Annotated in this window: 27 protein-coding genes; all 27 read right to left on the reverse strand. The window is 37.5% G+C overall.

Annotation, left to right across the window (positions count from 1 at the left end):
* Nucleotides 1-7: 7 nt before the first annotated feature.
* Nucleotides 8-1594, reverse strand: a complete 1587-nt coding sequence (gene fliF / locus ACFOUV_RS04895) for a flagellar basal-body MS-ring/collar protein FliF (protein ID WP_379495632.1) — start codon at nucleotides 1592-1594, stop codon at nucleotides 8-10.
* An 84-nt stretch (nucleotides 1595-1678) separates the two neighbouring features.
* The gene (fliE, locus tag ACFOUV_RS04900; RefSeq protein WP_379495633.1) at nucleotides 1679-1984 is read right to left on the reverse strand and encodes a flagellar hook-basal body complex protein FliE; all 306 of its coding nucleotides are present in this window, start codon (nucleotides 1982-1984) and stop codon (nucleotides 1679-1681) included.
* A gap of 19 nt (nucleotides 1985-2003) precedes the next feature.
* Complete coding sequence (flgC, locus tag ACFOUV_RS04905; protein WP_379495634.1) at nucleotides 2004-2453, reverse strand: flagellar basal body rod protein FlgC; 450 nt, start codon at nucleotides 2451-2453, stop codon at nucleotides 2004-2006.
* Nucleotides 2454-2456: 3 nt separating this feature from the next.
* The gene (flgB, locus tag ACFOUV_RS04910; protein ID WP_379495635.1) at nucleotides 2457-2852 is read right to left on the reverse strand and encodes a flagellar basal body rod protein FlgB; all 396 of its coding nucleotides are present in this window, start codon (nucleotides 2850-2852) and stop codon (nucleotides 2457-2459) included.
* A 367-nt stretch (nucleotides 2853-3219) separates the two neighbouring features.
* On the reverse strand, nucleotides 3220-3999 hold the full coding sequence (codY, locus tag ACFOUV_RS04915; RefSeq protein ID WP_379495636.1) for a GTP-sensing pleiotropic transcriptional regulator CodY: 780 nt from the start codon (nucleotides 3997-3999) through the stop codon (nucleotides 3220-3222).
* A 27-nt stretch (nucleotides 4000-4026) separates the two neighbouring features.
* The gene (gene hslU, locus ACFOUV_RS04920; RefSeq protein WP_379495637.1) at nucleotides 4027-5424 is read right to left on the reverse strand and encodes an HslU--HslV peptidase ATPase subunit; all 1398 of its coding nucleotides are present in this window, start codon (nucleotides 5422-5424) and stop codon (nucleotides 4027-4029) included.
* 21 nt (nucleotides 5425-5445) lie between these two features.
* Entirely contained in the window at nucleotides 5446-5991 is a 546-nt protein-coding gene (gene hslV, locus ACFOUV_RS04925) for an ATP-dependent protease subunit HslV (protein ID WP_379495638.1), read from the reverse strand.
* A gap of 13 nt (nucleotides 5992-6004) precedes the next feature.
* Complete coding sequence (gene xerC / locus ACFOUV_RS04930; RefSeq protein WP_379495639.1) at nucleotides 6005-6925, reverse strand: tyrosine recombinase XerC; 921 nt, start codon at nucleotides 6923-6925, stop codon at nucleotides 6005-6007.
* Between the two features lie 300 nt (nucleotides 6926-7225).
* A complete protein-coding gene (locus ACFOUV_RS04935; protein ID WP_379495640.1) occupies nucleotides 7226-7543 on the reverse strand; it encodes a hypothetical protein in 318 nt (105 codons plus the stop codon).
* Nucleotides 7544-7652: 109 nt separating this feature from the next.
* Complete coding sequence (gene topA, locus ACFOUV_RS04940) at nucleotides 7653-9731, reverse strand: type I DNA topoisomerase (protein WP_379495641.1); 2079 nt, start codon at nucleotides 9729-9731, stop codon at nucleotides 7653-7655.
* A gap of 123 nt (nucleotides 9732-9854) precedes the next feature.
* Nucleotides 9855-10526: a DNA-processing protein DprA gene (dprA, locus tag ACFOUV_RS04945; RefSeq protein WP_379495642.1), complete on the reverse strand. Its 672-nt coding sequence runs from the start codon at nucleotides 10524-10526 to the stop codon at nucleotides 9855-9857.
* 315 nt (nucleotides 10527-10841) lie between these two features.
* Complete coding sequence (gene sucD / locus ACFOUV_RS04950) at nucleotides 10842-11744, reverse strand: succinate--CoA ligase subunit alpha (protein WP_379495643.1); 903 nt, start codon at nucleotides 11742-11744, stop codon at nucleotides 10842-10844.
* A gap of 137 nt (nucleotides 11745-11881) precedes the next feature.
* Nucleotides 11882-13042 carry an ADP-forming succinate--CoA ligase subunit beta gene (sucC, locus tag ACFOUV_RS04955; protein WP_379495644.1) on the reverse strand — a complete coding sequence of 387 codons (1161 nt, stop codon included), beginning with the start codon at nucleotides 13040-13042 and terminating at the stop codon, nucleotides 11882-11884.
* 106 nt (nucleotides 13043-13148) lie between these two features.
* Entirely contained in the window at nucleotides 13149-13424 is a 276-nt protein-coding gene (locus tag ACFOUV_RS04960; protein WP_379495645.1) for an EscU/YscU/HrcU family type III secretion system export apparatus switch protein, read from the reverse strand.
* Nucleotides 13421-15205 (reverse strand): hypothetical protein, encoded by a 1785-nt coding sequence (locus ACFOUV_RS04965; protein ID WP_379495646.1) that lies wholly within the window; start codon nucleotides 15203-15205, stop codon nucleotides 13421-13423. The genes ACFOUV_RS04960 and ACFOUV_RS04965 overlap by 4 nt, the downstream gene beginning before the upstream one ends.
* A gap of 21 nt (nucleotides 15206-15226) precedes the next feature.
* Nucleotides 15227-15997, reverse strand: a complete 771-nt coding sequence (locus tag ACFOUV_RS04970; RefSeq protein ID WP_379495647.1) for a ribonuclease HII — start codon at nucleotides 15995-15997, stop codon at nucleotides 15227-15229.
* Between the two features lie 76 nt (nucleotides 15998-16073).
* The gene (gene ylqF, locus ACFOUV_RS04975) at nucleotides 16074-16925 is read right to left on the reverse strand and encodes a ribosome biogenesis GTPase YlqF (RefSeq protein WP_379495648.1); all 852 of its coding nucleotides are present in this window, start codon (nucleotides 16923-16925) and stop codon (nucleotides 16074-16076) included.
* Nucleotides 16926-16927: 2 nt separating this feature from the next.
* Nucleotides 16928-17500 (reverse strand): signal peptidase I, encoded by a 573-nt coding sequence (gene lepB, locus ACFOUV_RS04980; protein ID WP_379495649.1) that lies wholly within the window; start codon nucleotides 17498-17500, stop codon nucleotides 16928-16930.
* Nucleotides 17501-17654: 154 nt separating this feature from the next.
* The gene (rplS, locus tag ACFOUV_RS04985; protein WP_379495650.1) at nucleotides 17655-17999 is read right to left on the reverse strand and encodes a 50S ribosomal protein L19; all 345 of its coding nucleotides are present in this window, start codon (nucleotides 17997-17999) and stop codon (nucleotides 17655-17657) included.
* A gap of 147 nt (nucleotides 18000-18146) precedes the next feature.
* Nucleotides 18147-18887, reverse strand: a complete 741-nt coding sequence (gene trmD, locus ACFOUV_RS04990) for a tRNA (guanosine(37)-N1)-methyltransferase TrmD (RefSeq protein ID WP_379495762.1) — start codon at nucleotides 18885-18887, stop codon at nucleotides 18147-18149.
* A complete protein-coding gene (gene rimM, locus ACFOUV_RS04995; RefSeq protein WP_379495651.1) occupies nucleotides 18887-19399 on the reverse strand; it encodes a ribosome maturation factor RimM in 513 nt (170 codons plus the stop codon). The genes trmD and rimM overlap by 1 nt, the downstream gene beginning before the upstream one ends.
* Nucleotides 19400-19410: 11 nt before the next feature.
* Entirely contained in the window at nucleotides 19411-19800 is a 390-nt protein-coding gene (locus tag ACFOUV_RS05000) for a YlqD family protein (RefSeq protein ID WP_379495652.1), read from the reverse strand.
* 127 nt (nucleotides 19801-19927) lie between these two features.
* Nucleotides 19928-20155, reverse strand: coding sequence for a KH domain-containing protein (locus ACFOUV_RS05005; RefSeq protein ID WP_379495653.1), 228 nt, complete (start codon nucleotides 20153-20155; stop codon nucleotides 19928-19930).
* Between the two features lie 13 nt (nucleotides 20156-20168).
* Nucleotides 20169-20441 carry a 30S ribosomal protein S16 gene (rpsP, locus tag ACFOUV_RS05010; RefSeq protein WP_379495654.1) on the reverse strand — a complete coding sequence of 91 codons (273 nt, stop codon included), beginning with the start codon at nucleotides 20439-20441 and terminating at the stop codon, nucleotides 20169-20171.
* A 171-nt stretch (nucleotides 20442-20612) separates the two neighbouring features.
* Entirely contained in the window at nucleotides 20613-21959 is a 1347-nt protein-coding gene (gene ffh, locus ACFOUV_RS05015) for a signal recognition particle protein (protein ID WP_379495655.1), read from the reverse strand.
* Between the two features lie 13 nt (nucleotides 21960-21972).
* Entirely contained in the window at nucleotides 21973-22290 is a 318-nt protein-coding gene (locus tag ACFOUV_RS05020) for a putative DNA-binding protein (protein WP_379495656.1), read from the reverse strand.
* A gap of 73 nt (nucleotides 22291-22363) precedes the next feature.
* Nucleotides 22364-23356 carry a signal recognition particle-docking protein FtsY gene (ftsY, locus tag ACFOUV_RS05025; RefSeq protein WP_379495657.1) on the reverse strand — a complete coding sequence of 331 codons (993 nt, stop codon included), beginning with the start codon at nucleotides 23354-23356 and terminating at the stop codon, nucleotides 22364-22366.
* Nucleotides 23357-23359 lie beyond the last annotated feature (3 nt).

Here is a 23359-nt window from a genome sequence, read left to right on the forward strand (position 1 = left end):
TTCCCCCCTACTCTTCCCCGATCCAGCTTCTCAATAATTTAGCAAAGTCTTCCGGATTATCTTTCGCGATCTTTTCCAATTGTTTTCTTCTTACTACTGATTCTGATTCTTCCTCCTGTGGCATATCAGGAACTTCCATCATCACCGGCTCTGTAACTGTCTCTTCTATTATTTCTTCTTCTTTGTTTCTGTTTCGAATCAATAGAACAATAAGTAGTATGATAACAATCAGTAAAACCGCACCAACAATGTACATCCATGTTGGAATCACAGGATTTGCTGTTTCCATAACCGTTGGACTTTCCGAGAATTCCTGAAATACAATAGAGATTTTTTCTTCTGGAACAATTTCTCCATAATCTGCATCGATTGTTGTACCCACTATCGAATCAAGGATAGAATAGAACCCTTCTTCAACGGCTGCTTGTTCAGGTTGGGATAAATATTCAATATTATTTCCGTTAGCATCCGTTACATTATCAACAGCAACCTGGATTCCAAGATCTCTGACTTTATAGGGACTTTCAACAATGTCTTTCCGAATGCGGTTAAATTCATAATTGATTGTCTCTTTATCCAATTCATAGTCTCCATCGCCGTTTTCACCTGCTGGATAGTTGGTAACATCTTCTTCACCGGTTCCTGTTACTCCACCAGCAGCATCTCCACTATACGATTCCTGAATTGTTTCCAAACTCACCGGTAAACCTTCGACATTTTCTATATCAACTGGCTCCACCAGTTCTTCTGTTCGGTTTTCCTGGGTAAAATCAATGTCAGAAGTAACGGAGACGAGTACATTCTCCGCACCGACCATTGCACCGAGCATTTGTTGGAGCCTTCTCTGAATATCACGTTCAATATCCTTTTTTACTGTTTGCTGGTATGTATAAGTATCCTGAGAACCCGAGGCTGTTTGACTGTTTCTGTCAAAGTACTCAAAATATTGATTCATAATTACAATATTATCTGCTGATAGATTAGGAACTGCTTTAGAAACTAAATGATAGAGTGACTCTACTTGATTACCTTGAAATTGATAACCTGGTTGTGTGTTCAATACGATGGAAGCACTTGCTTCACCAACTGCTTCGCTGACAAAGACAGGATCCTCAGGCATATTAATCATGACCTGAGCATCTTCAATACCATCTATACTTTGTATCAAATTAGCAAGTTCGGATTGCATTGCATCAAGTTTCATGATATTAAATTCATTGTCTGTGATGCCCCATGAAGTATTTTCACTAAAGAAGGAATAATCAATATTACCGCTGTTCGGCAAACCCATTCCTGCTAAATCTACAAGTAATGTTTCAACTTGTTCTTCTGGAACAGTTATTGTTGTACCACCGTCGCTTAACTCATATGGAACTCCTCTAACATCCAGCTCTGCTTTAATTTGTCCTACTTCCTGTAGTGACAAATTATTATATAACGGTACATTTTTAGTATTTGTACTAGTAAGAGACAACACCGCAATGAATAACACCGCTGCAATAAAGACGCCCAGAAATATTCCCTTCTGGCCCTTTGTACGGCTCGTCCAAAAAGTAGTTATCGTCTCTTTCCATTTTAAAAGATTTTCCTTCATATTTTCCCCCACCAAAGTGCAATAAATTATCGATAATCAATTAGAGAATTTATATTAACTTGAATTTTAGTCCTAGGTTTATGTTTATACTTGCATCCTCATAATTTCATTGTAGGCATCGATAACTTTCTTTTGTACTTGCACTGTTGTCTCGAGCGTAATACTTGCTTTTTGGGCAGTGATCATTACATCATGTAAATCGTCTATATTGCCATTTGCTAGTCCTTCTGTCTTGCTATCTGACTCCATTTGAATCGTATTCAGATTTCCAATGGCACCTTTTAGGGAGTCTGCAAATGACGCTTGAGCTTCCCCTGGAGTTACAGATGGTTTGGAGTTCAGTTGATTAGCATTTAAAGCTTGTGAAACATCATTTATTGAAATAGTCATAGTTGATACTCCTTATTTTCTATTTGCCGATTTCCAATGCTTTCATCAACATGCTTTTGCTTGCATTGAGTGTAGTAATATTAGCTTCATAGGATCTTGTCGAACTCATCATATCAACCATTTCCTGCAACGGATCAACATTAGGCATCTCCACATAACCCGCTTCGTTTGCATCCGGATGATCTGGGTTATATACAAGTTTGAAAGGTTTTTCATCTTCCACAATTCCTGAAACTTTCACACCAGTTGCTCCACTCGTATTCGAGGCATTTTGCAGCATGGATTTAAAATTACTTCCCTCGGATTGCATCACTACCATTTTTCTTCGGTACGGTTCATATTCCCCATTTTCATTTAACACGGCCCTCGTGGATTGTGCATTGGCAATATTAGACGAGACGACATCCATGCGAAGTCTTTGCGCAGTCAAAGCACTGGCACTCGTATTCATAGAAGTAAAGATTGACATACTTTAGCTACCTCCTCTTATCACTGTTTGCAAGCTTCCAAACTTACCATTAATCCGATCAACTACCCCATTATAGTAAATCTGATTTTTTGCAAGCTCCGTCATTTCTTTGTCAATATCAACATTATTTCCATTATGGTTATAGGTTGTATTTGAATTTGTAGCTATACGGTATGGAAAATTTTGGGTAGAGTTGAAGGGGATGTGTTTTTCATTGGTTCGTTTAGCTTGTAGAGAAGATGATAATGCATCATTTAAAGCACTCTTAAAAGTTACTTCTTGGGATTTATAGCCCGGTGTATCCGCATTGGAGATATTATTTGATATTGCATTATTTTTAGCTGTTGCATAATCAAGTGATTGCTCCAACTTGTTAATTGTTCCTCCAAATAAATTCATCCTTGGTAACTCCTTAATCTATTTTTAATTAGACAGTCATAATTTCAGTACCTTCTACGAATATTGTAAATTATTACCTAGTCAAAGTCTATTACTTTTCGACAAATTCCTCCATATAAAAATAAAATAGTTACAATTAACTAGTCTTATATCATCATCAGTTAACCTTTTTATGGAAATAATATCTATAAAAACCCTAAAATGATGTATCGAGTCATTATTTTTATCATTAATTATTTTAAGAAATTGTTTTTTGACATATTTGACTTGTAATAACAATTTTATATAATAGGCATAAACTCCTACATAATAAAAAAGCTAGCGTCTGCTAGCTTTTTATTATCTTTATATCCATTTTAAGATACATTTATCTCGAGCGAAGTTTTTCCAATTCCACTAGGAACTTACTGTTTAGTACTTTAATATAAGTACCTTTCATTCCAAGGGAACGAGATTCAATAACTCCAGCACTTTCTAATTTCCTTAGTGCATTAACGATTACGGAACGTGTAATTCCAACTCTATCAGCAATTTTGCTCGCTACTAATAATCCTTCGTTACCATTTAATTCTTCAAAGATATGATCAATTGCTTCCAACTCACTGTACGAAAGTGAACTGATTGCCATTTGTACAACTGCTTTACTTCTTGCTTCCATTTCAATTTCTTCTGTTTTCTCATGCAGAATTTCCATACCTACTACGGTTGCACCGTATTCTGCTAGTAAAAGATCATCATCATTAAAACTGTCATCGACTCTTCCTAATATTAAAGTACCAAGACGTTCTCCACCACCAATGATTGGTACAATGGTAGTTAAACCGTCCTTAAACAATTCTTTATTTTCAACAGGAAAAACGGTGTGTGTACTATTTATATCCAAGTTAGCTGTAGTTTCACGAATATCATGAAGCCCCTCTGTATATTCTTGAGGAAACTGTCTCTCTTCAAGCATTGATCGCATACGTTCATTTTCTATTTCCTGATTGACAGCGAATCCTAGTAATTTTCCACGTCTGCTTACAATATAAACATTCCCTTTGATTACATCTCTCAGTGATGCAGACATTTCGTTAAAGTTAACTGACTTTCCTGTTGCTTTTTGTAACATTGCGTTGATTTTTCTTGCGCGATTTAATAGATCCATGATGATCCTCCATTTCAATTATAAAAATTATAGTATAAATTGACTTAAGTCTTTGTTCTGTACAATAGAATTTAATTTCTGATCTACATAGTTTTGCGTGATTTCAATTTTTTCCATCGTTATATCAGATGCCTCAAAAGATAAGTCTTCCAGTAATTTTTCAAGGATTGTGTGCAATCTTCTTGCTCCGATATTATCCGTATCCTGGTTTACCTGAAAGGCAATTTCTGCAAGTCTATCTATAGCTTCGTCTGTAAAAACTACATTTATACCTTCCGTTTTTATCAGAGCCTGATATTGTTTGATTAAAGCATTGGACGGTTCGGTAAGTATCTGCTTAAAGTCGTCAACCGACAATTTTTCAAGTTCAACTCTAATTGGAAATCTCCCTTGAAGTTCCGGAATCAAATCAGACGGTTTAGACATATGAAAAGCTCCTGCAGCAATAAATAGCATATGGTCCGTTTTGACAGGTCCGTGTTTTGTTACAACTGTTGATCCTTCTACAATTGGCAACACATCACGTTGTACACCTTCCCTGGAAACATTGGCAGTAGAATCTTGCTTTCCCGCGACTTTGTCTATCTCGTCAATAAAGAGTATACCCGTTTCCTCTGCCCGCTTAACCGCATCTTGAGTAACTTCATCCATATCAACGAGCTTATGAGCTTCTTGCTGTGTTATCACTTTCCTAGCTTCAGAAACTGGCAATTTGCGCTTTTTCTTTTTCGAAGGCATGAATTGTCCAAATGCATCTTGCATGTTCATTCCCATATGTTCCATGCCTGAACCCTGCAGCATGTCAAACATAGATGGAGGAACCTCCTCTATTTCTACTGTTACCATATGATCTTCTAACTCACCTAAAGCTAATTGGTGTTCAATTCGTTGCCGTTTATTCCTGATTTCCTCATCTTTATCCTCTTCTTGTGAAGGGTTGTCATTACCTGAATTCTGATTAGGAAAAAGCATTTCAAAAGGATTTTTAACACCAGATTGTTTTTTCGCCCCTGGAACTAGCAGTTTCACAAGTTTTTTATTTGCTTCCTGTTCTGCTGTCCCCATGACGTCCTTCATCTTTTCTTCCTTTACCATTCGAACAGACATTTCGACAAGGTCACGAACCATTGATTCTACATCACGGCCAACATAACCAACTTCAGTAAATTTAGTGGCCTCCACTTTCACAAATGGTGCCCCTACTAGTTTTGCAAGTCTCCTTGCAATTTCTGTTTTACCAACACCAGTAGGTCCGATCATTAAGATGTTCTTTGGTACAATTTCCTCTTTTAAATGATCATCAAGTTGCATACGTCTGTATCGATTTCTTAGGGCAACTGCTACTGACTTTTTCGCCTGCTGTTGACCGATAATATATTTATCCAATTGATCTACAATTTGTTTTGGAGTGTAATTTATCCCCATCCTAAGGAAAAACCTCCTTTATTAATCAAGTACTTCCAACGTAATATGATCATTTGTGTAAACACAGATTTCGCCGGCAACTTCCAATGCTGTCTGGGCTATATCTTTTGCAGTTAAATCACTTGAATGTCTAACAAGTGCTCTGCCTGCACTTAGGGCATAATTCCCGCCAGAACCAATAGCCAATATACCATCATCTGGTTCAATTACTTCCCCTGTACCTGAGACCAAATACATATTATCCCTATTCATGACGATAAGCATTGCTTCTAACTTGCGCAGTACTTTGTCCGTACGCCATTCCTGCGCAAGCTCAACAGATGCTCTGGTTAAGTTTCCATTGAATGCCTGAAGTTTACTCTCGAATTTCTCAAATAACGTAAAGGCATCAGCTACAGAACCAGCGAAACCCGCTAAGACTTTCCCATCATACAGGGTACGAACTTTCTTAGCTTTGTGTTTCATCACAACAGCATTTCCCAGAGTAACCTGCCCATCACCACTCATTGCACACTGTCCGTTGTGCTGAATTGCGAAGATGGTAGTTGCATGCATTTCATTCGTCATCCATTTCACCTCACTATTCCCTGTTTTCACCTTTTGCCCGTGGATGACTTTTCATATAGACATCACGGAGATGATCTTTTGTAACATGCGTGTAAATCTGTGTTGAGGATAAACTTTCATGACCTAGCAATTCCTGCACAGTACGAAGATCTGCGCCTTCATTCAGCATATGAGTTGCAAACGTATGCCGTAACTTATGCGGATGGACATGAACGGTCAATGCCGCTCTTTCAACTATTTTATTTAGTATTGTACGTATCCCTCTGTTTGTAAGTGGCTTACCTCGAACATTTAAGAAGACAATATCTGATGAAGTATCGGTTTTTTCCAGTAACTTTAGCCTGCCCTCATGTATGTACGCCTCCAAAGCAATTTCCGCAAACCGTCCAAAGGGAACATAACGTTCTTTCCGACCCTTACCTTTAACAAAAATGGTGCCGATTGAAAAATCGATATCCATTAGTTTAAGCCCCTGGCATTCACTCACCCGTATTCCAGTACCATATAACACTTCAAGAAGTGCCTGGTCTCGTTGACCTGCTGGTTTAGTCATATCATTTACTTCAAACAGTTTTTCCAATTCTTCCATATATAAAAACCCCGGAACCGACTTACTAGACCTAGGTAAATATATGTGAACAAACGGATTGGTATTAACCAGTTCTTCCCGTTCCAAAAATTTGTAAAAACTTCTCAAAGAAGAAATTTTTCTAGATACGGATCTTCTGCTAAGTTGCTGATCATATAAAGTAGTCAGAAATAACCTTACATCTCGTTGCTCGATTTCATTCAGATTATGAATTCCTTCTTGATTTAAGAAGTTAAAGAAAATTTCCAGATCATTCCGATAATACTTCACGGTATAGGGTGATGCATTTTTCTCAATCTGCAAGTACTCTACAAATGCTTCACTGTATTTCTTAAAATTAGTCAATATTTTCACCTCATCGAACAGCGGATAAATCATAGCATATTCCATAAGATAAAGCAATTAATTTAACTAAATTGCAACAAAATTCTGAATCAAATTATAACTTACTTAGTCTAACATGTACCATATATCTCGAGATTGCACATACATTTGATTAATACGACTGTAAAGTAATTTGACTTACCAATGCGTAATTATATCGATTTGAATAAAGATAGTCAATAAATCGATATATAATTACTTCTAAAAATGAAATACAGTGAATTTTTTGTGAACACCCTAATACTCTTTATAGCCAACTTACTACTTAATTATTCCCAATTCTTTTATTTTTTCTTTTGTTTCATCCGTACCAAGCTCATACAACCTTTTATAAACATCCATTAAGGAATCTTCATATGTGTCTCTTTCATTTTCTACCTTTTCTTCATCAAAGGGCCTAAAATGACTATCTTCAATTGCATCCTTCGATTCCTTTTCCATAGAGCTGAACATTTGTTTTATTCGTATTAAATCCTGTTCATCAGCCATAATTTCATATTCCACCTGATTATCATCTATCGATATTTCTCTTATTTCTTTTGTATCTACGGTTACAAAATAACGTTTAAGATCTGACATTTAAATTGCCTCCTTTAGTATAGTAGACAATTCCCATCTTACGAACGATTAAAACTTTCACTCGAGCACGTAAATGAACAAAAACAAAAGCTGCTCAATAAATGAACAGCTAATTTTGTACTACTTCTTTGTATTCACAATCCGTACACTGAACCTGCGTCTCTTTTTTGGTTTTCTTTTCGACTAAGAGAGATTCACATTTTGGACAGGGTCTTGCGATTGGTTTATCCCATGAAACAAAGTCACATTCTGGAAACTGATCACAACCATAGAAAGTTCTTCGTTTCTTTGATTTTCTTTCTACCACATTTCCTTCTTTACATTTCGGGCACTTTACACCAATCTCTTTTAAAATTGGTTTTGTATTTCGGCATTCTGGAAAGTTGGAGCACGCAAGAAATTTACCATATCTACCCATTTTATATACCATTTCATGACCACAGTTTTCACAATCAATACCTGCTGGCTCATCTTTAATCTCAATCTTTTCCATCTCTTTTTCAGCTACATCCAATCGCTTACTAAAGTTTCCATAGAATCCATCGATAATTTTCATCCATTCAATTTGTCCTTCTTCAATGGAATCCAAGTCCGTTTCCATTCTTGCGGTAAAATCAGCATCGATAATTTCAGGGAAAAATTCTTCTACTAATTCACATACAATCGTCCCAAGCTCTGTCGGAACAAATCGTTTGTTGTCCATTGTCACATAGCCTCTGCGCTGAATTGTATCCAATGTTGGTGCATACGTGGAAGGACGTCCAATACCTCGCTCTTCCATTGTACGTACCAATCTGGCATCGGTATACCTCGGAGGTGGCTGTGTAAAATGTTGATTCGGTGTTATTTCTTTGGAATCTACAGTCATTCCTTCAACCATATCCGGAAGCAATTTATCTTCTACTTTTTTGTTATCATCTGTCCCCTCAACGTACACTCTCATAAATCCCTTGAATTTTATCTTGGAACCGGTAGCACGAAATTCAACATCATTATTCAATAAATGTACCGTCATCGTGTCCATTACAGCTGGAGACATTTGACTTGCAACGAACCGTTCCCAAATCAGTTTGTATAAACGCAGTTGTTCCCGAGAAAGAACATCTTTTAACGTTTTTGGGTCTCTTAGTGTAGCTGTAGGACGAATTGCTTCGTGAGCGTCCTGAGCACCTTCTTTATTTTTTACAGTTTTCGAAACCCCAAGATATTCTTTCCCGTAATTTTCTTCGATATAGGATTTAGCCTCTTGTTTAGCTGTTTCTGAAATGCGAGTTGAATCTGTACGCATATACGTAATCAGCCCTGTAATGCCTCCTGCTTTTCTGCCCAAATCAATTCCTTCATATAATTGTTGGGCAATCATCATTGTCTTCTTTGCACGGAAGTTTAACTTTCTGGCTGCTTCCTGTTGTAGGGACGATGTGATAAAGGGCTGAGCTGGATTTCTTTTTCGTTCCCGTTTGTTCACTTTATCTATGGTAAATTTGTTTCCATCTAATCTTGATTTAATTTCTTCTACGTCTTTTTCTGTTTTCAAATCTGCCTTCTTACCATCAATTCCATAAAAGGAACCTTCGAATATTTCCTGATCCTTTTGAAACTGCGCATCAATGGACCAATATTCTTCTGGTTCAAAACTTTCAATTTCTTTTTCCCGGTCCAAAATCATTTTAAGTGCAACAGACTGAACACGCCCTGCACTTAGCCCCTTTTTAACTTTTTTCCAAAGTAGTGGGCTGATATTGTAACCTACAAGTCTATCCAGAATTCTTCTTGCTTGTTGTGCATCAACTAGATCCAAATCAATTGCACGCGGATGTTTGAATGACTCTTTGATTGCATCTTTTGTAATTTCATTAAATACTACTCGGCAATCTGAGGTCTCATCTACGTTTAAAATATGAGCCAAATGCCAGGCAATCGCTTCTCCCTCTCTGTCTGGATCGGCTGCGAGATATATTTTCTTCGCTTTTTTAGCTGACTTTCTTAATTCTTTAAGTACATCGCCTTTTCCGCGGATGGTGATGTACTTTGGTTTATAGTTATCTTCAACATCAACACCCATTTGACTTTTGGGCAAGTCACGAATGTGACCCATTGATGCTTTCACCGTATATTTTTTTCCTAAATAGCGTTCAATCGTTTTTGCTTTCGCTGGCGATTCAACGATTACCAGATAATCTGACATGATAGTGCCTCCTAAAGTGAGGTTGACAATTTACGATTGGAAATCTTTCCTAATACTAAATTTATAATTTAAATTTGTCAAACTTGCTAGTATTGTTCCTTCTGTTTTCATGTAAAGAATTAATTATGTTGTTAATTTGCTGATTACATCCCATTCTTCTAAAATGTCCACAGCTTCATGAACCAGTTTTGCACCATCTTGTATCATTTGATGGCAACCCTTTGTTTGGGGCTGCAGCGGAGAACCTGGAACAGCAAATACTTCCCTGCCCTGATCAAGAGCTTGTTCAACCGTTATTAACGTACCACTTCTTTCGGTAGCTTCAATAACAAGGGTTCCGAACCCTAATCCACTAATTATACGATTTCTTTCAGGAAAATGATACCTGGCCGGCGAAAGGTCTGGAGGATATTCCGACAATACAAGTCCATGTTTAGCAATTTGATGAAAAAGAGATATGTTTTGCTTTGGATAGATATGATGAAACCCTCCACCCAAAACAGCAATTGTTTTACCATTATGACCAAGCGTAATTTTATGCGCTAAACTATCTATGCCCATTGCCATTCCACTAACAATTACCCATTTCTCTTTGACAAGCGGTTTCACGAAAATCTCCATTTTTTGTGAAGCTTCCATTGTTGGTTTTCTTGTACCGATTACACTTAAAGCCGGGGAATAGGATAATAAGGTAAGATCCCCGATTGCATATAATACAATTGGGGCGTCTTTTATTGTATTTAACATAGGTGGATAACTTTCGTCAACTATTGTGATGATTTTAAATTTTTCCATATCGCGGAAAATCTTTTGTCTTAAAGCTAGATTATGAAGATCGGAAAATAATAAAGTGGCATTTTTTCCCGGGAGGGAGTATCGTCTCGCCATTTCTGGTTGGGTCAAACGGTAGATTTCGTTTAATGTGGGATCATATTGAAGGAGTTTGCGAATAAATCTTCGGGTTATACCACGACATCGATGTAAATGTATTAATTTATTTCGTAAAGATTCCAATAGACAACATTCCTTTCGAAAAAATATAGAAACGGAACCTAGAAGAAAAATCCAGGTTCCGAAGTAAAGTCTGACTAACAGTTGCTTCCACTTTTGTTAATGCGTTTTACATTTTTCGTCCAAGCCTTTTTCTTTAAGTACTTTAATCATAGTTTCTCCCATTACTGCAGGGGTTTCTGCTACTGCAATCCCACATGATTCCATCACGCGTATTTTTTCTGCAGCAGTACCTTTACCGCCAGAGATAATTGCGCCTGCATGTCCCATACGCTTTCCTGGAGGTGCAGTTGCTCCTCCAATAAAGCCAACAACAGGTTTAGTCATATTCGCTTTCACCCATTCAGCAGCCTCTTCTTCAGCTGTTCCGCCGATTTCGCCAATCATTACGACAGCTTCCGTTTCCGGATCTTCATTGAATGCTTTTAAAACATCAATAAAGTTTGTACCATTTACCGGGTCTCCACCAATTCCAACTGCAGATGTTTGACCATAACCTGCTTCTGTTAATTGATGTACCGCTTCATAAGTTAACGTACCAGATCTTGATACAACACCGATGTGTCCTTTTTTATGAATATACCCCGGCATAATACCAATCTTAGTTTCATCAGCTGTGATTACTCCAGGACAATTCGGTCCAACTAAACGTGTTTTCTTACCTTCCATATAACGTTTAACTTTTACCATATCCAACACTGGTATATGTTCGGTAATACAAATAACCAAATCCAATTCTGCATCCGTCGCTTCTATAATTGCATCCGCAGCAAATGGCGCAGGTACGTAAATTACAGACGCAGTTGCACCAGTAGTATCTACGGCATCTTTAACTGTATTAAATACTGGCACTCCTTCCACTTCTGAACCAGCTTTTTTAGGTGTTACTCCACCTACGATTTTTGTGCCATACTCAAGCATTTGTTTTGTATGGAATTTAGCTGTTCCGCCTGTAATTCCCTGGACAATTACTTTCGTATCTTTATTAACATAAACACCCATTTTCGTCCGTCCTTTCTATAGTAAGAATAAAGGTTTTCTCACACTGATGGAAAAGTATAACCTTTATAGGAAATCAGTATAAGTGCAACTAAGAATTTCACCATTAGAGCTTGGCAATAAGCCAATTTTTCTCGAAATTAGCTGACCATGGAAACAATTTTCTCTGCACCATCAGCCATTGATGTTGCTGAAGTGATGTTTAATCCTGACTCTTCAAGAATTTGTTTACCCTTATCAACATTCGTACCTTCCAAACGCACGACTAGCGGTAATTCCAATCCGACTTGTTTTGTTGCCTCTACAACACCTTCAGCAATTACGTCACACTTCATGATTCCACCAAAAATATTAACGAAAATACCCTTAACATTTGAATCGGACAAAATAATTTTAAACGCTTCTGTTACTTTTTCTGCTGTCGCGCCGCCCCCAACATCAAGGAAGTTAGCGGGGTCTCCGCCATAATGGTTAATAATATCCATTGTAGACATCGCAAGTCCGGCACCATTTACCATACAGCCAATATTTCCATCCAATGAAACATAGCTCAAATCATATTTGGATGCTTCAATTTCTTTTTCGTCTTCTTCTTCAAGATCACGAAGTTCCATGATATTTTTTTGGCGATATAACGCATTATCATCAAAGTTTAATTTCGCATCCAACGCAATAACCTGTCCATCACCTGTTGTAACGAGTGGATTGATTTCTGCAATGGAACAGTCCTTTTCAACGAACGCATTATATAATGCTGTCATAAATTGAACCGTTTTTCCTATCAACTCATCAGGAATATTGATGTTAAATGCTAATCTTCTAGCTTGGTAGGGAGATAGACCGACAACTGGATCGATAACCTCTTTGAAGATTTTTTCAGGAGTCGCTTCTGCAACTTCTTCGATCTCTGTACCGCCTTCTTCAGATGCCATGAACACAACACGTGAAGTAGCACGGTCAAGCACGACACCTACGTAATATTCTTTTTTAATGTCACAGCCTTCTTCAATAAGTAAACGTTTAACTTCTTTACCTTCAGGACCTGTCTGATGTGTTACAAGTGTCTTTCCAAGAATTTCATCCGCATATGTACGAACTTCTTCTAAGTTCTTAGCAACTTTAACTCCACCGGCTTTCCCACGACCGCCGGCATGAATCTGCGCCTTGACAACGGTTACAGAAGTGCCGAGCTTCTCTGCAGCCTGAACTGCCTCATCAACAGTATAGGCTACATAGCCATTAGGAACCTTCACACCAAATTGGCGTAAAACTTCTTTACCTTGATACTCGTGAATGTTCATATTCCATCCTCCTATCAATTTCATTGCAATACCATTGTATAAAAAAAAAACAAATTTCACAAGAAATAGAGAAATTTGTTTTTTTAAATTCATTTAGCTTTGACTTCTAATCTCTCAATTTCATTTTCTTATCAGCATGATATATAAAGGAAAACACTTCTGCAACAGCCTGATATAATTCTTCTGGAATCGTTTCGTTTATATTGAGTTCCGAAAGCAGCTCGACAAGTGAAGCGTCTTCCAGAATAGGAACTTCATTTTCTCTAGCCTTCTTAATGATTTCATCAGCAACCAGACCTTTTCCTTGAGCCGTAACCGTTGGTACAGGATTTTTCTTTTGATCATACCTGAGTGCGGCAGCCTTATTACGTTTTTCTGTCATACGCGATAATCAACTCCTTGATAAGAAGAATGATAGAATTTGGTTGTTTCTCTGTTTGTTATTTTCTGTTCCTGCAAGGGTTTAAAATGAACAGAAGATAGGTGGTAATTTAGTGAATTCAATCCTTGTATTAATACAGGCTGAAAAGGCATTGTATTATTCTTTAATTTGGGATATTCATCATTGTATATCGTGACTGAAACAGATCGCTTTTGAATATTCATATCGATGACCGTTTGCTTCAAATGTTCGAGGTCCAAATAAAACAGTATCCGACAATAATCCGGATCAATTTTTCCATCTGCTGTTTTTCTACTCTCAAACTCAAGCTCCATATCTTTATTTAACCCCCATTTTTCAGCCGGAATTTGAAGGGAAGCCTGAATAAAGTTTGCCGATTCACTTACCGAATTTATTTGCATTCCATTAATATAATGGATCAGCTGTCCAGCCTTTTCCTGTAAGGGTCCATCACTCATCTGTCCGAGCTGCAGCAGCATCGATTTAATGCTCTGATTTTCTTCCTTTAAATTAGTCGATAGTTGATTTTCATAAGATAGCCCCATATATTTCAGTACTTGATTAATTTGTTGTGAAAACTGTTCTTTTGGAGAAGCATTACTAAATAGACTGTCCATTTTAATCGCCTCTAAGGTAGTGCTTAAATGAGTAAAAGTTCGCTGATCATTAAATGTCTGCAACAACGTTAACACACGTTCGAGCTGTACCGGATTATTTGAAAAAGCCTTAATGAATTGTCCCTGTTCAACTGACAACTGTGGTGCAATTTTTTGTGTTAATTGCTCTTTCAGACTGGAAAAATCCTCCTGTATTAATACAGAACTTGTTAATATAGATTGTCTTAATTTAGCTTCCATTTGATTCAATATTTCCTTGGATTCTGTAAATAGAACTTGTTTATTATCATCTACTTGTTCCATAACTTGTACAACTGTATTTGTATTTAATTGAAAGGGCATTCTTATATCTGTTTTAGTCAAAGGTGTATCGTTCTGTCTTAATAATACTTCCAATTGTTTCCATTCCGATTTCCAGGACGTAAAGTCTATAGTTGGGCTCAAGATGCCCACCGACTTCAAGACTTGGAAAACATGCTGTCTGTTACTATTATTATCTGTAATAATTTGTCTGAGCATTGATTCTTTCTGATTCCTAGGAGGCTCTGTCAATTGTTCCAATTTAATCGAGAGGTCCATATTTATCGAGCCGTTTTTCAGTTGCTGAACCATTTCTCGCATTTGATTTGTTAGGTCTGTACGCTTTGTTGCTTCTAACGCATTAAATACATTTTCTGTGATTGGTAACTTACGAGCGATCATCTCCATTAATACTTGCTCGGCTTTCACCTTTTGTTTTGCTGTATCTAATATCTGTAAAGCATTATTCACCTGTGATCGATCAAATGGGATATTCTCACGAACCATTTTCTGCATGAATGAAATGTTGCTTTTTGTTGCTTTCAAGCCAAGTTGCCCCATAAGATTCAAGGCAACATTTCTTGATTGCGACTGCAATTGACCACCAAGCACTTTCAGGTGAATCAGTTCATCTGAAGCTTGTACCTGAAAGTGATACTTTCCTTCAATAGAAAGGGATGCTTCCAATTGTGCAATCATTCTTTGACTGCCAAGCTGAATCTGTGCCTTATTGTCCGGATAAATTTTAAGGATTTTACCTTGAATTATTTGACCGGGCCTCAAGTTTTGCTGCGCATGAAGGATTTTAGACATTCTTTCACCAATCACTTTATGAATACTCAATTGACTCCCCCTCAAGTACTGTTAACCTAGTACATCCCTAACAGGTGCATAGGACCTTCTATGGTATGGTGATGCCCCTGCCTGTTGCAGTTTTTCCATATGGTGCTTTGTACCATATCCCATATTTGATGCGAAGTCATATACCGGATATTCCTTATGTATTTCTTTCATTAAATTGTCTCTAGTTACTTTTGCCAAAATGCTTGCAGCTGCAATTGTAACGCTCTTCGAATCGCCTTTTATTAGTGATTCAGATGTACATGGCAATTGATCTAGTTTGACCGCATCCAACAACAAATGATCTGGAACCGGTGTTAGCTGGTCAAACGCTTCACGCATTGCAAGTTTAGTTGCTTCAAAAATGTTGATATCATCTATTTTTTTATTGCCGATAATTGAAATCCCATAACTTACTGCTTGTTCTTTAATGATAGCAAAAAATTTATCTCTAGTTCTTTCATTTAATTGTTTGGAATCATTTAAGCCCAATAATTTGAAATCCGCCGGAAGAATGACGGCTGCAGCAACAACTGGACCTGCCAAAGGACCTCTACCAGCTTCATCAATTCCTGCTATATAGTTACTCCCCTTCGAAAAAGCCACCCTTTCAAAGCTTGTCATCGTATAATAATTCGCTTCAAGGTGCTTGTCTTTCATTTTCTGTTTTTCATAACTATTCACTAATGACTGTACACCTTTGCGTTCATCCATTTTAAGTTCGGTAATAGCCGCTTCACTTAGTTCGCCATTTTTCATTAACTTTTTTATAACAGCAATTGATTGTTTTTCCATTATTGCACCTTACTCTCTATCTTATATCGGCTTGTAGTAAAAAAAATAAAACACACATCCTAAAAAGATGCATGTCTTATTTATTTATTGGTGTTTCTAACGTAATATTTCCCAATTTCCCTGTGCGAAGATCCCTTATCACAATATCAGATACCTTTTCAAAATTTACATGTCCACCACTTTCCAGTGCACCTCTTTGCTTTCCAATAGCATTAAATATTTCCAGCATATCATCCATCGTACGGTCGATATTATATCTTTCTTCCAGCTGCTGCGGATAGTTTTCTCTCATATAATTAATAACAAACGCAGTAATGTCCTGCAAGGAAAGAAGCTGATCTTTGATCGTTCCAATTGCCGCTAGTCGGTAACCAACTATTTCATCTTCAAATTTGGGCCATAAAATACCAGGCGTATCGAGAAGTTCAAAATCTTTTTTGACTTTTATCCATAGCTGTTGCTTTGTAATCCCAGGAATATCACCAGTTTTAGCTGCTTTTCGCTTCGCAAGTCGATTGATGAGTGTAGATTTCCCAACATTTGGTATGCCTACGATCATCGCTCTAGCCGCTCTGGGTTGGATACCCTTTTTCATAAGCTTCTCCATCTTAACCTGCCCAAGCTCTTTAGCCATTTGAATGACACGATTAATATCTGACTTATTATTAACATCCACTGCTATTGCTGGAATCTCTAACTCTTTAAAATGGTTAATCCATCTCTCTGTTTCACGTTGATCAGCCAAGTCCTTTTTCATAAGAACAATCATCTTTGATTTGTTTTGCATCACTTGTTGAAGCATCGGATTTTGTGAGGATAAAGGTGCTCTAGCATCCACTAATTCTACAACAAAATCAACGAGTTTTAATTTCTCTTCCACTTGCCTTCTAGCTTTTGCCATATGTCCAGGAAACCACTGTATTGGCATAATTAATCCTCCTTCCCTACGATTTGTATACGATTAAATGGCCAATAGATAAGATTTGTCTTGCCTACAATCTGTTCTATTGGAATAACACCGAGCATCCTGCTGTCTGTTGAATTCCCTCTATTGTCACCCAGTACAAATACGTGACCTTCCGGAATCACCTCATGACCACCAGGCAGTGCCTCAAGTGTAAAATCATTTGTTAACGTCTGATAGGATTTCATATTATCTTTTTGCTCATTTAAAAAAGGTTCTTCTACTTCTTCGCCGTCTATATACAAGACATTATCTTCTACTGCCACATGCTCTCCAGGAAGTCCAATTACCCGTTTAATAAAGTCCTTTTGGGCAGAAGCATGGAAGACAACGATATCATACCTTTCAGGCTCCTGAAAATGATACGAAAATTTATTTACAATCATTTGATCCCTGTCATGCAATGTTGGCAGCATAGAAGGCCCATCCACCACAATTGGTGCAAAAAGGAACATACGGACTATAAATGCCAACCCAAACGCAAGCAGTAACGCTTTTATCCAGTCAAACCATTCATTTCTTTTTTTCCTTTTCGCCATGTATTCCCCTCCGTGCCGTTCTATGTATTATTTTATTGTAAGCCAGTATCATACATTCATACAACCTTTTGAGTTATATCATTAAAAACAAAAAGGAGCTTGTGCAATTTTGCCAAGCTCCTTTCCAATAACGTTTTTATTCAACTCGTTCTGATTAACGACGTTCTTTAATACGAGCTGCTTTTCCGCGTAGATTACGAAGATAATATAGTTTCGCACGACGTACAATACCACGACGAGTAACTTCGATTTTTTCGATTCTTGGTGAATTTACTGGGAAAGTACGTTCAACACCTACACCGTAAGAAATCTTTCTTACTGTAAATGTTTCACTAATTCCACCGTTTTGGCGTTTAATTACAACACCTTCGAATACCTGAATACGCTCACGAGTTCCCTCTACTACTTTAACATGAACTTTTAACGTATCACCAGCACGAAAATCGGGGTGATCTGTACGAAGTTGATCTTTTGTGATGTCTGCAATAAGTTGTTGCATTCTACTTCACTCCTTCCAAACCAATGTTCATTATTCTTATAGGAACAGCGGAACATCGTTTATATGTACTTCATCGAATATAAGCACAATAACTAATATATCATATTGAAAATAATAGTTCAACTGTATTTATAAAAGAAAAGTGAACTATTTATCTTCACTTTCCTTTATTCTTTCCAATACTGTTTGATCTTCTATACTTAGCGTGTAATTTTCCAAAAGATCACGACGGCGCTTGTAGGTCCTTTTTAGTGATTCCTCCTTGCGCCAATCTCTTATTTTCGCATGGTCTCCGGACATTAATATGTCGGGAACCTTCATTCCACGAAAGTCTGCTGGCCTTGTATAATGAGGATGCTCAAGTAAACCTGTGGAAAAGGAATCTTCCGATGCGGACGATTTATTACCCAGTACCTCCGGAAGTAAACGAACAACACTGTCTACAACTACCATTGCGCCCAGTTCTCCTCCAGTGAGTACGTAGTCACCAATTGAAAGTTCATCTGTTACCAGATGCTCTCTAATTCTTTCATCATAGCCTTCATAATGACCACAGATAAAGATAAGATGCTCTTCTTCGGCCAATTCTTCGGCTTTTTGTTGCGTGAATGTTTCCCCCTGAGGACACATTAGAATTACGCGAGGATCTCTCTTTCCTTCTTTCTTCACATCCGTAACTGCATCAAAAACGGGTTGTGGCGTTAGCACCATGCCTGCACCTCCACCATATGGATAATCATCCACTTTCATATGTTTGTTCTCTGTGTAATCTCTGAAATTTACGAGATTGTAACTGAATTTTTCTCTTTCTCCAGCCTTTTTTAGTATCGAAGAATTAAACACTCCCGGAAACATATCTGGAAAAAGGGTTAATATATCAATATGCATCAATCAAGCAGTCCTTCCATTGGTTCTATGACTACTTTTCCAGCATCAATATCTATCTCTTTGACAACATCGTCAATATAAGGAATTAGAATGTCTTTACCCTTTTCCTGTTTAATAACCCATACATCATTCGCTCCAGGTGAAAGTATTTCCTTGATTTCACCTATTTTCCTATCATCAGTTGTATAGACTTTACAACCAATAATTTCATGGTAGTAATACTCATCTTCATTCAAATCCGTCAATTGCTCTTCCCTTATTTTTAATTCACAGCCCTTTAATGACTCCACAAGGTTAATATTTTCATATCCTTTGAATTGAACAAGATCAAAGCCTTTATGCAAACGATGTGTAGCAATTGTTAATTTAATTGGCTTTTCATCCTTCATGATGTATACAGATTCTCCCGGTTCGAACCGCTCCTCAAAGTCACTGATACGGTGTATCTTCACTTCTCCTTTAATGCCATGTGTATTGACTATTTTTCCAACGTTAAACATTTTATTTTCCATATAATCACCTGCTATTTCTCAATTCTTATAACGATATCATCTTTAATAATAATCGACTGGTTCTCCATTATATCATTCCAGTTGGAACCAACTTCCACTTCAACAAGAGCTTCAACTTCCGTTTCGACAATTTCACTTCCAATTTCCAGTGTTTCCAATTGTTCTATCTTAAAATCAATTAGCTTGATCTTTTCCTTCCGATTATTAATTTCTTGCTGGAAACGTTCCTCGATATCATGCTTGGATACTCCTGATTTATTTTGCAATTTCCTTTTTTCAAATAGGAGTTGTTGACACTCTTGTTCAAGTCGCAATTTATGATTATAGAAATTGCTGTAGATTTTCTCTTTACTTTTCTCGGTAACAACTTGCTTGATAAGAACTTTTTTAACGATATTCACTGGATTTCCCCGCTCCCGCAAAAAATCTTTTTAATGTGCACGATCATTCATCAGCATGAACAAGTATTTCACAAATTTGGATGTGTAAAAAGGGAAAGAAGAACCCATCAGCGGGTCCGCTTTCCCTTTACATAATATCCAAATAAATACGTTTATTACCATCTATCTTAGCTGCATAGACAACCGTACGTATTGCCTTTGCAATACGTCCATTTTTTCCAATTACTTTTCCAACATCCTCCTGGTTAACAGTAAGATGATAAACGATTTTTATATCTTCTTCTGTTTCCGTTACGACGATATCTTCCGGGTAATCAACTAATGAGGCAACAATCGATTCTATCAGGGCTTTCATGATATCACACTACTTATTTAGTATTTTTATTATCGTGGAATTTTTTCATGATGCCTTCATTTGAGAAAAGATTACGAACTGTATCACTTGGTTTTGCACCTTTTGTCATCCAATCAAGTGCTTTTTCTTCATCTATTTTAACTTCAACTGGATTAACTACTGGATTGTATGTTCCAATTTGTTCAATAGAACGTCCATCACGAGGAGAACGTGAATCAGCTACAACGATACGATAAAATGGGTTTCTTTTAGATCCCATACGTTTTAAACGGATTTTTACTGCCATTATTTGCACCTCCAATAAATGTTTATCTCAATTTTAGATTCTAACAGAAATAATTATGTCTGTAAAGGGTTTTTACATTACAAGCTTAAAATTATTTATTTTGCATGTATCGATGCCTGTATTTAGTGGACTGCGCCAGAATCAGCCACGACCAGATTCAGTGCCCAAGTTTTACATAAACGGGAATTTCATGCCGCCTTTGCCTTTTTTTCCTTTTTGCATATTGGTCATTTGTTTCATCATTTTTTTCATTTCACTAAATTGCTTGATGAGGCGGTTTACTTGAGATACGGATGTGCCGGAACCTTTTGCAATGCGTTTTCTGCGGCTTCCATTGATAATGCTTGGATCTTGTCTTTCCTTTTTGGTCATTGACTGAATAATCGCTTCCACCTGAGATAGTTGCTTATCATCCAACTGCGCATTTTTCAAACCTTTCATCTTGTTGGCGCCTGGTATCATTGCCATTAGATCGTCCAACGGTCCCATTTGCTTAACCTGACCCATTTGTTCAAGAAAATCATCAAATGTAAAGGACATCGTACGCATTTTTTCTTCCAGTTCTTTAACTTGTTTTTCATCTACATTTGTTTGTGCTTTTTCAATTAATGAGAGAACATCACCCATTCCGAGAATTCTTGAGGCCATACGTTCAGGATGGAAAGCCTCCAACTCATCAAGTTTTTCACCCATACCCGCAAATTTAATCGGCTTGCCAGTAACAGCTTTTATGGATAGAGCCGCTCCTCCACGTGTATCGCCATCCAGCTTCGTCAGTACAACTCCTGTTATATCAAGCTGTTCATTGAAACTTTCAGCAACATTTACAGCGTCCTGACCAGTCATCGCGTCTACAACGAGAAAGATTTCATCCGGTTTTACAGCTGTTTTAATTTGCTGTAATTCTTCCATTAGATTTGTATCTACATGCAATCGACCAGCTGTATCGATAATGACATAATCATTGTGATCTTCTTTCGCTTTTTCGACAGCTTTTGATGCAATATCTACCGGTTTTGCTTCAGTTCCCATTGAGAAAACAGGCATTTCCAATTGTTCGCCAAGTATTTCCAATTGCTTAATTGCAGCTGGACGGTAAATATCACAGGCTGCCAGTAATGGTGCACGATTGTGCTTTTTCCGTAGCAGGTTGGCCAATTTTCCAGAAGTCGTTGTTTTACCTGCACCTTGAAGACCAACCATCATAATGACGGTTGGAGAACGGTCAGCAACAGCAATTTTACTTTGCTCACCACCCATTAATGTGGTTAGTTCCTCTTTTACCACCTTGATCACCTGTTGGCCAGGTGTTAAACTCTCCATAACTTCCTGCCCGATTGCCCGCTCTTTGATTCGTGTAATAAGATCTTTAACTACTTTAAAATTAACATCAGCTTCCAGTAACGCTAGACGTACTTCTCGAGTCATTTCTTTGACGTCCTGTTCAGAAACCTTTCCTTTTCCGGTAATTTTTTTTATTGTACTTTGCAGGCGGTCAGCCAATCCTTCAAATGCCATAGAAGGTGTCCCCCTAATCCAATTCTTTTATTTTTTTGATCATTTCTAGTAACGATTCTTCTGCAATTGCTCTTTCCAATTGGTCAATGAGTGACGCACGTTGATCGAATTTACTATATAAATGCAACTTCTCCTCATAGGTTTCGAGCATTGCTTCGGTACGTTTGATATTATCATACACAGCTTGACGTGACACATGAAACAACTCGGCAATCTCACCTAATGAGTAGTCTTCCAAATAGTACATTTCCATATAATTGCGCTGTTTAGGTGTTAACAATGCTTGATAAAAGTCGAATAAATAATTGACACGTGTAGTCTTTTCCAGCAATTTATACACCCCTTGTTAAGTGAATTACCTTTACAATATCATAGCTAAACTTCTGATTTCTTGCCAAGATATTCTATTCTTCTACTGCTACATCCTCAAATAGCCCATATACAAATGCATTTGCATCAAACTCCTGCATATCCTCGATCTGTTCTCCTAGGCCCACATATTTCACAGGAATCTTTAATTCATTTCGTATTGCAAGCACAATTCCACCCTTTGCAGTTCCGTCGAGTTTCGTCAATACAATCCCGGAAACTTCTGTTGCTTCAGAAAATGTTTTTGCCTGGCTAAGCGCATTTTGCCCAGTAGTAGCATCAAGAACAAGCAACACCTCATGAGGCGCACCCGGAATTTCTTTTTCAATAACACGTTTTACCTTTGAAAGTTCATTCATCAAGTTTACTTTGTTTTGGAGTCTGCCTGCCGTATCACAAATAAGCACATCAGCGTTACGTGATTTTGCTGCCTTGAGACCATCAAATATCACTGCAGCAGGATCACTTCCCGCACTTTGTTTAATAACAGATACATTCGCTCTTTCTCCCCATACCTCAAGTTGTTCGATAGCTCCTGCACGGAAGGTATCTCCTGCAGCCAATACAACACTTTTCCCTTGTTGCTTTAACTGGTGTGCAAGTTTTCCTATACTGGTTGTTTTACCAACACCATTTACTCCAACAACCAGTATAACGGAAAGCCCCTCATTCTGTATATTTAACTTCTCGATTTTCTCGTTGTCGTCTCCATAGTAAATCTCCACTAACTTCTCGGAAATGACATCTTTAACACCATTCGTATCTTTAATGTTTTGCCGCTTTACTTCCATTCTGAGCTCTTCAACGAGATCCATAACAGTTGTAACGCCGACATCAGCCGTAATTAATACCTCCTCCAGCTCTTCGAAAAAATCTTCATCAACTTTTCGATAGCGGGCAATGAGGTCATTAAGCTTACCTGAAAATGAATTACGCGTCTTTTTCATTCCTTCTTGATATTTCTTGGAAACCTCTTTCGTTTCCTCATTTTGTTTAAACTTATTTTTTAATTTATCCATGAAACCCATTTT

The sequence above is a fragment of the Oceanobacillus longus genome (assembly GCF_042650085.1).
In the GTDB taxonomy this organism is placed as follows: domain Bacteria; phylum Bacillota; class Bacilli; order Bacillales; family Amphibacillaceae; genus Oceanobacillus; species Oceanobacillus longus.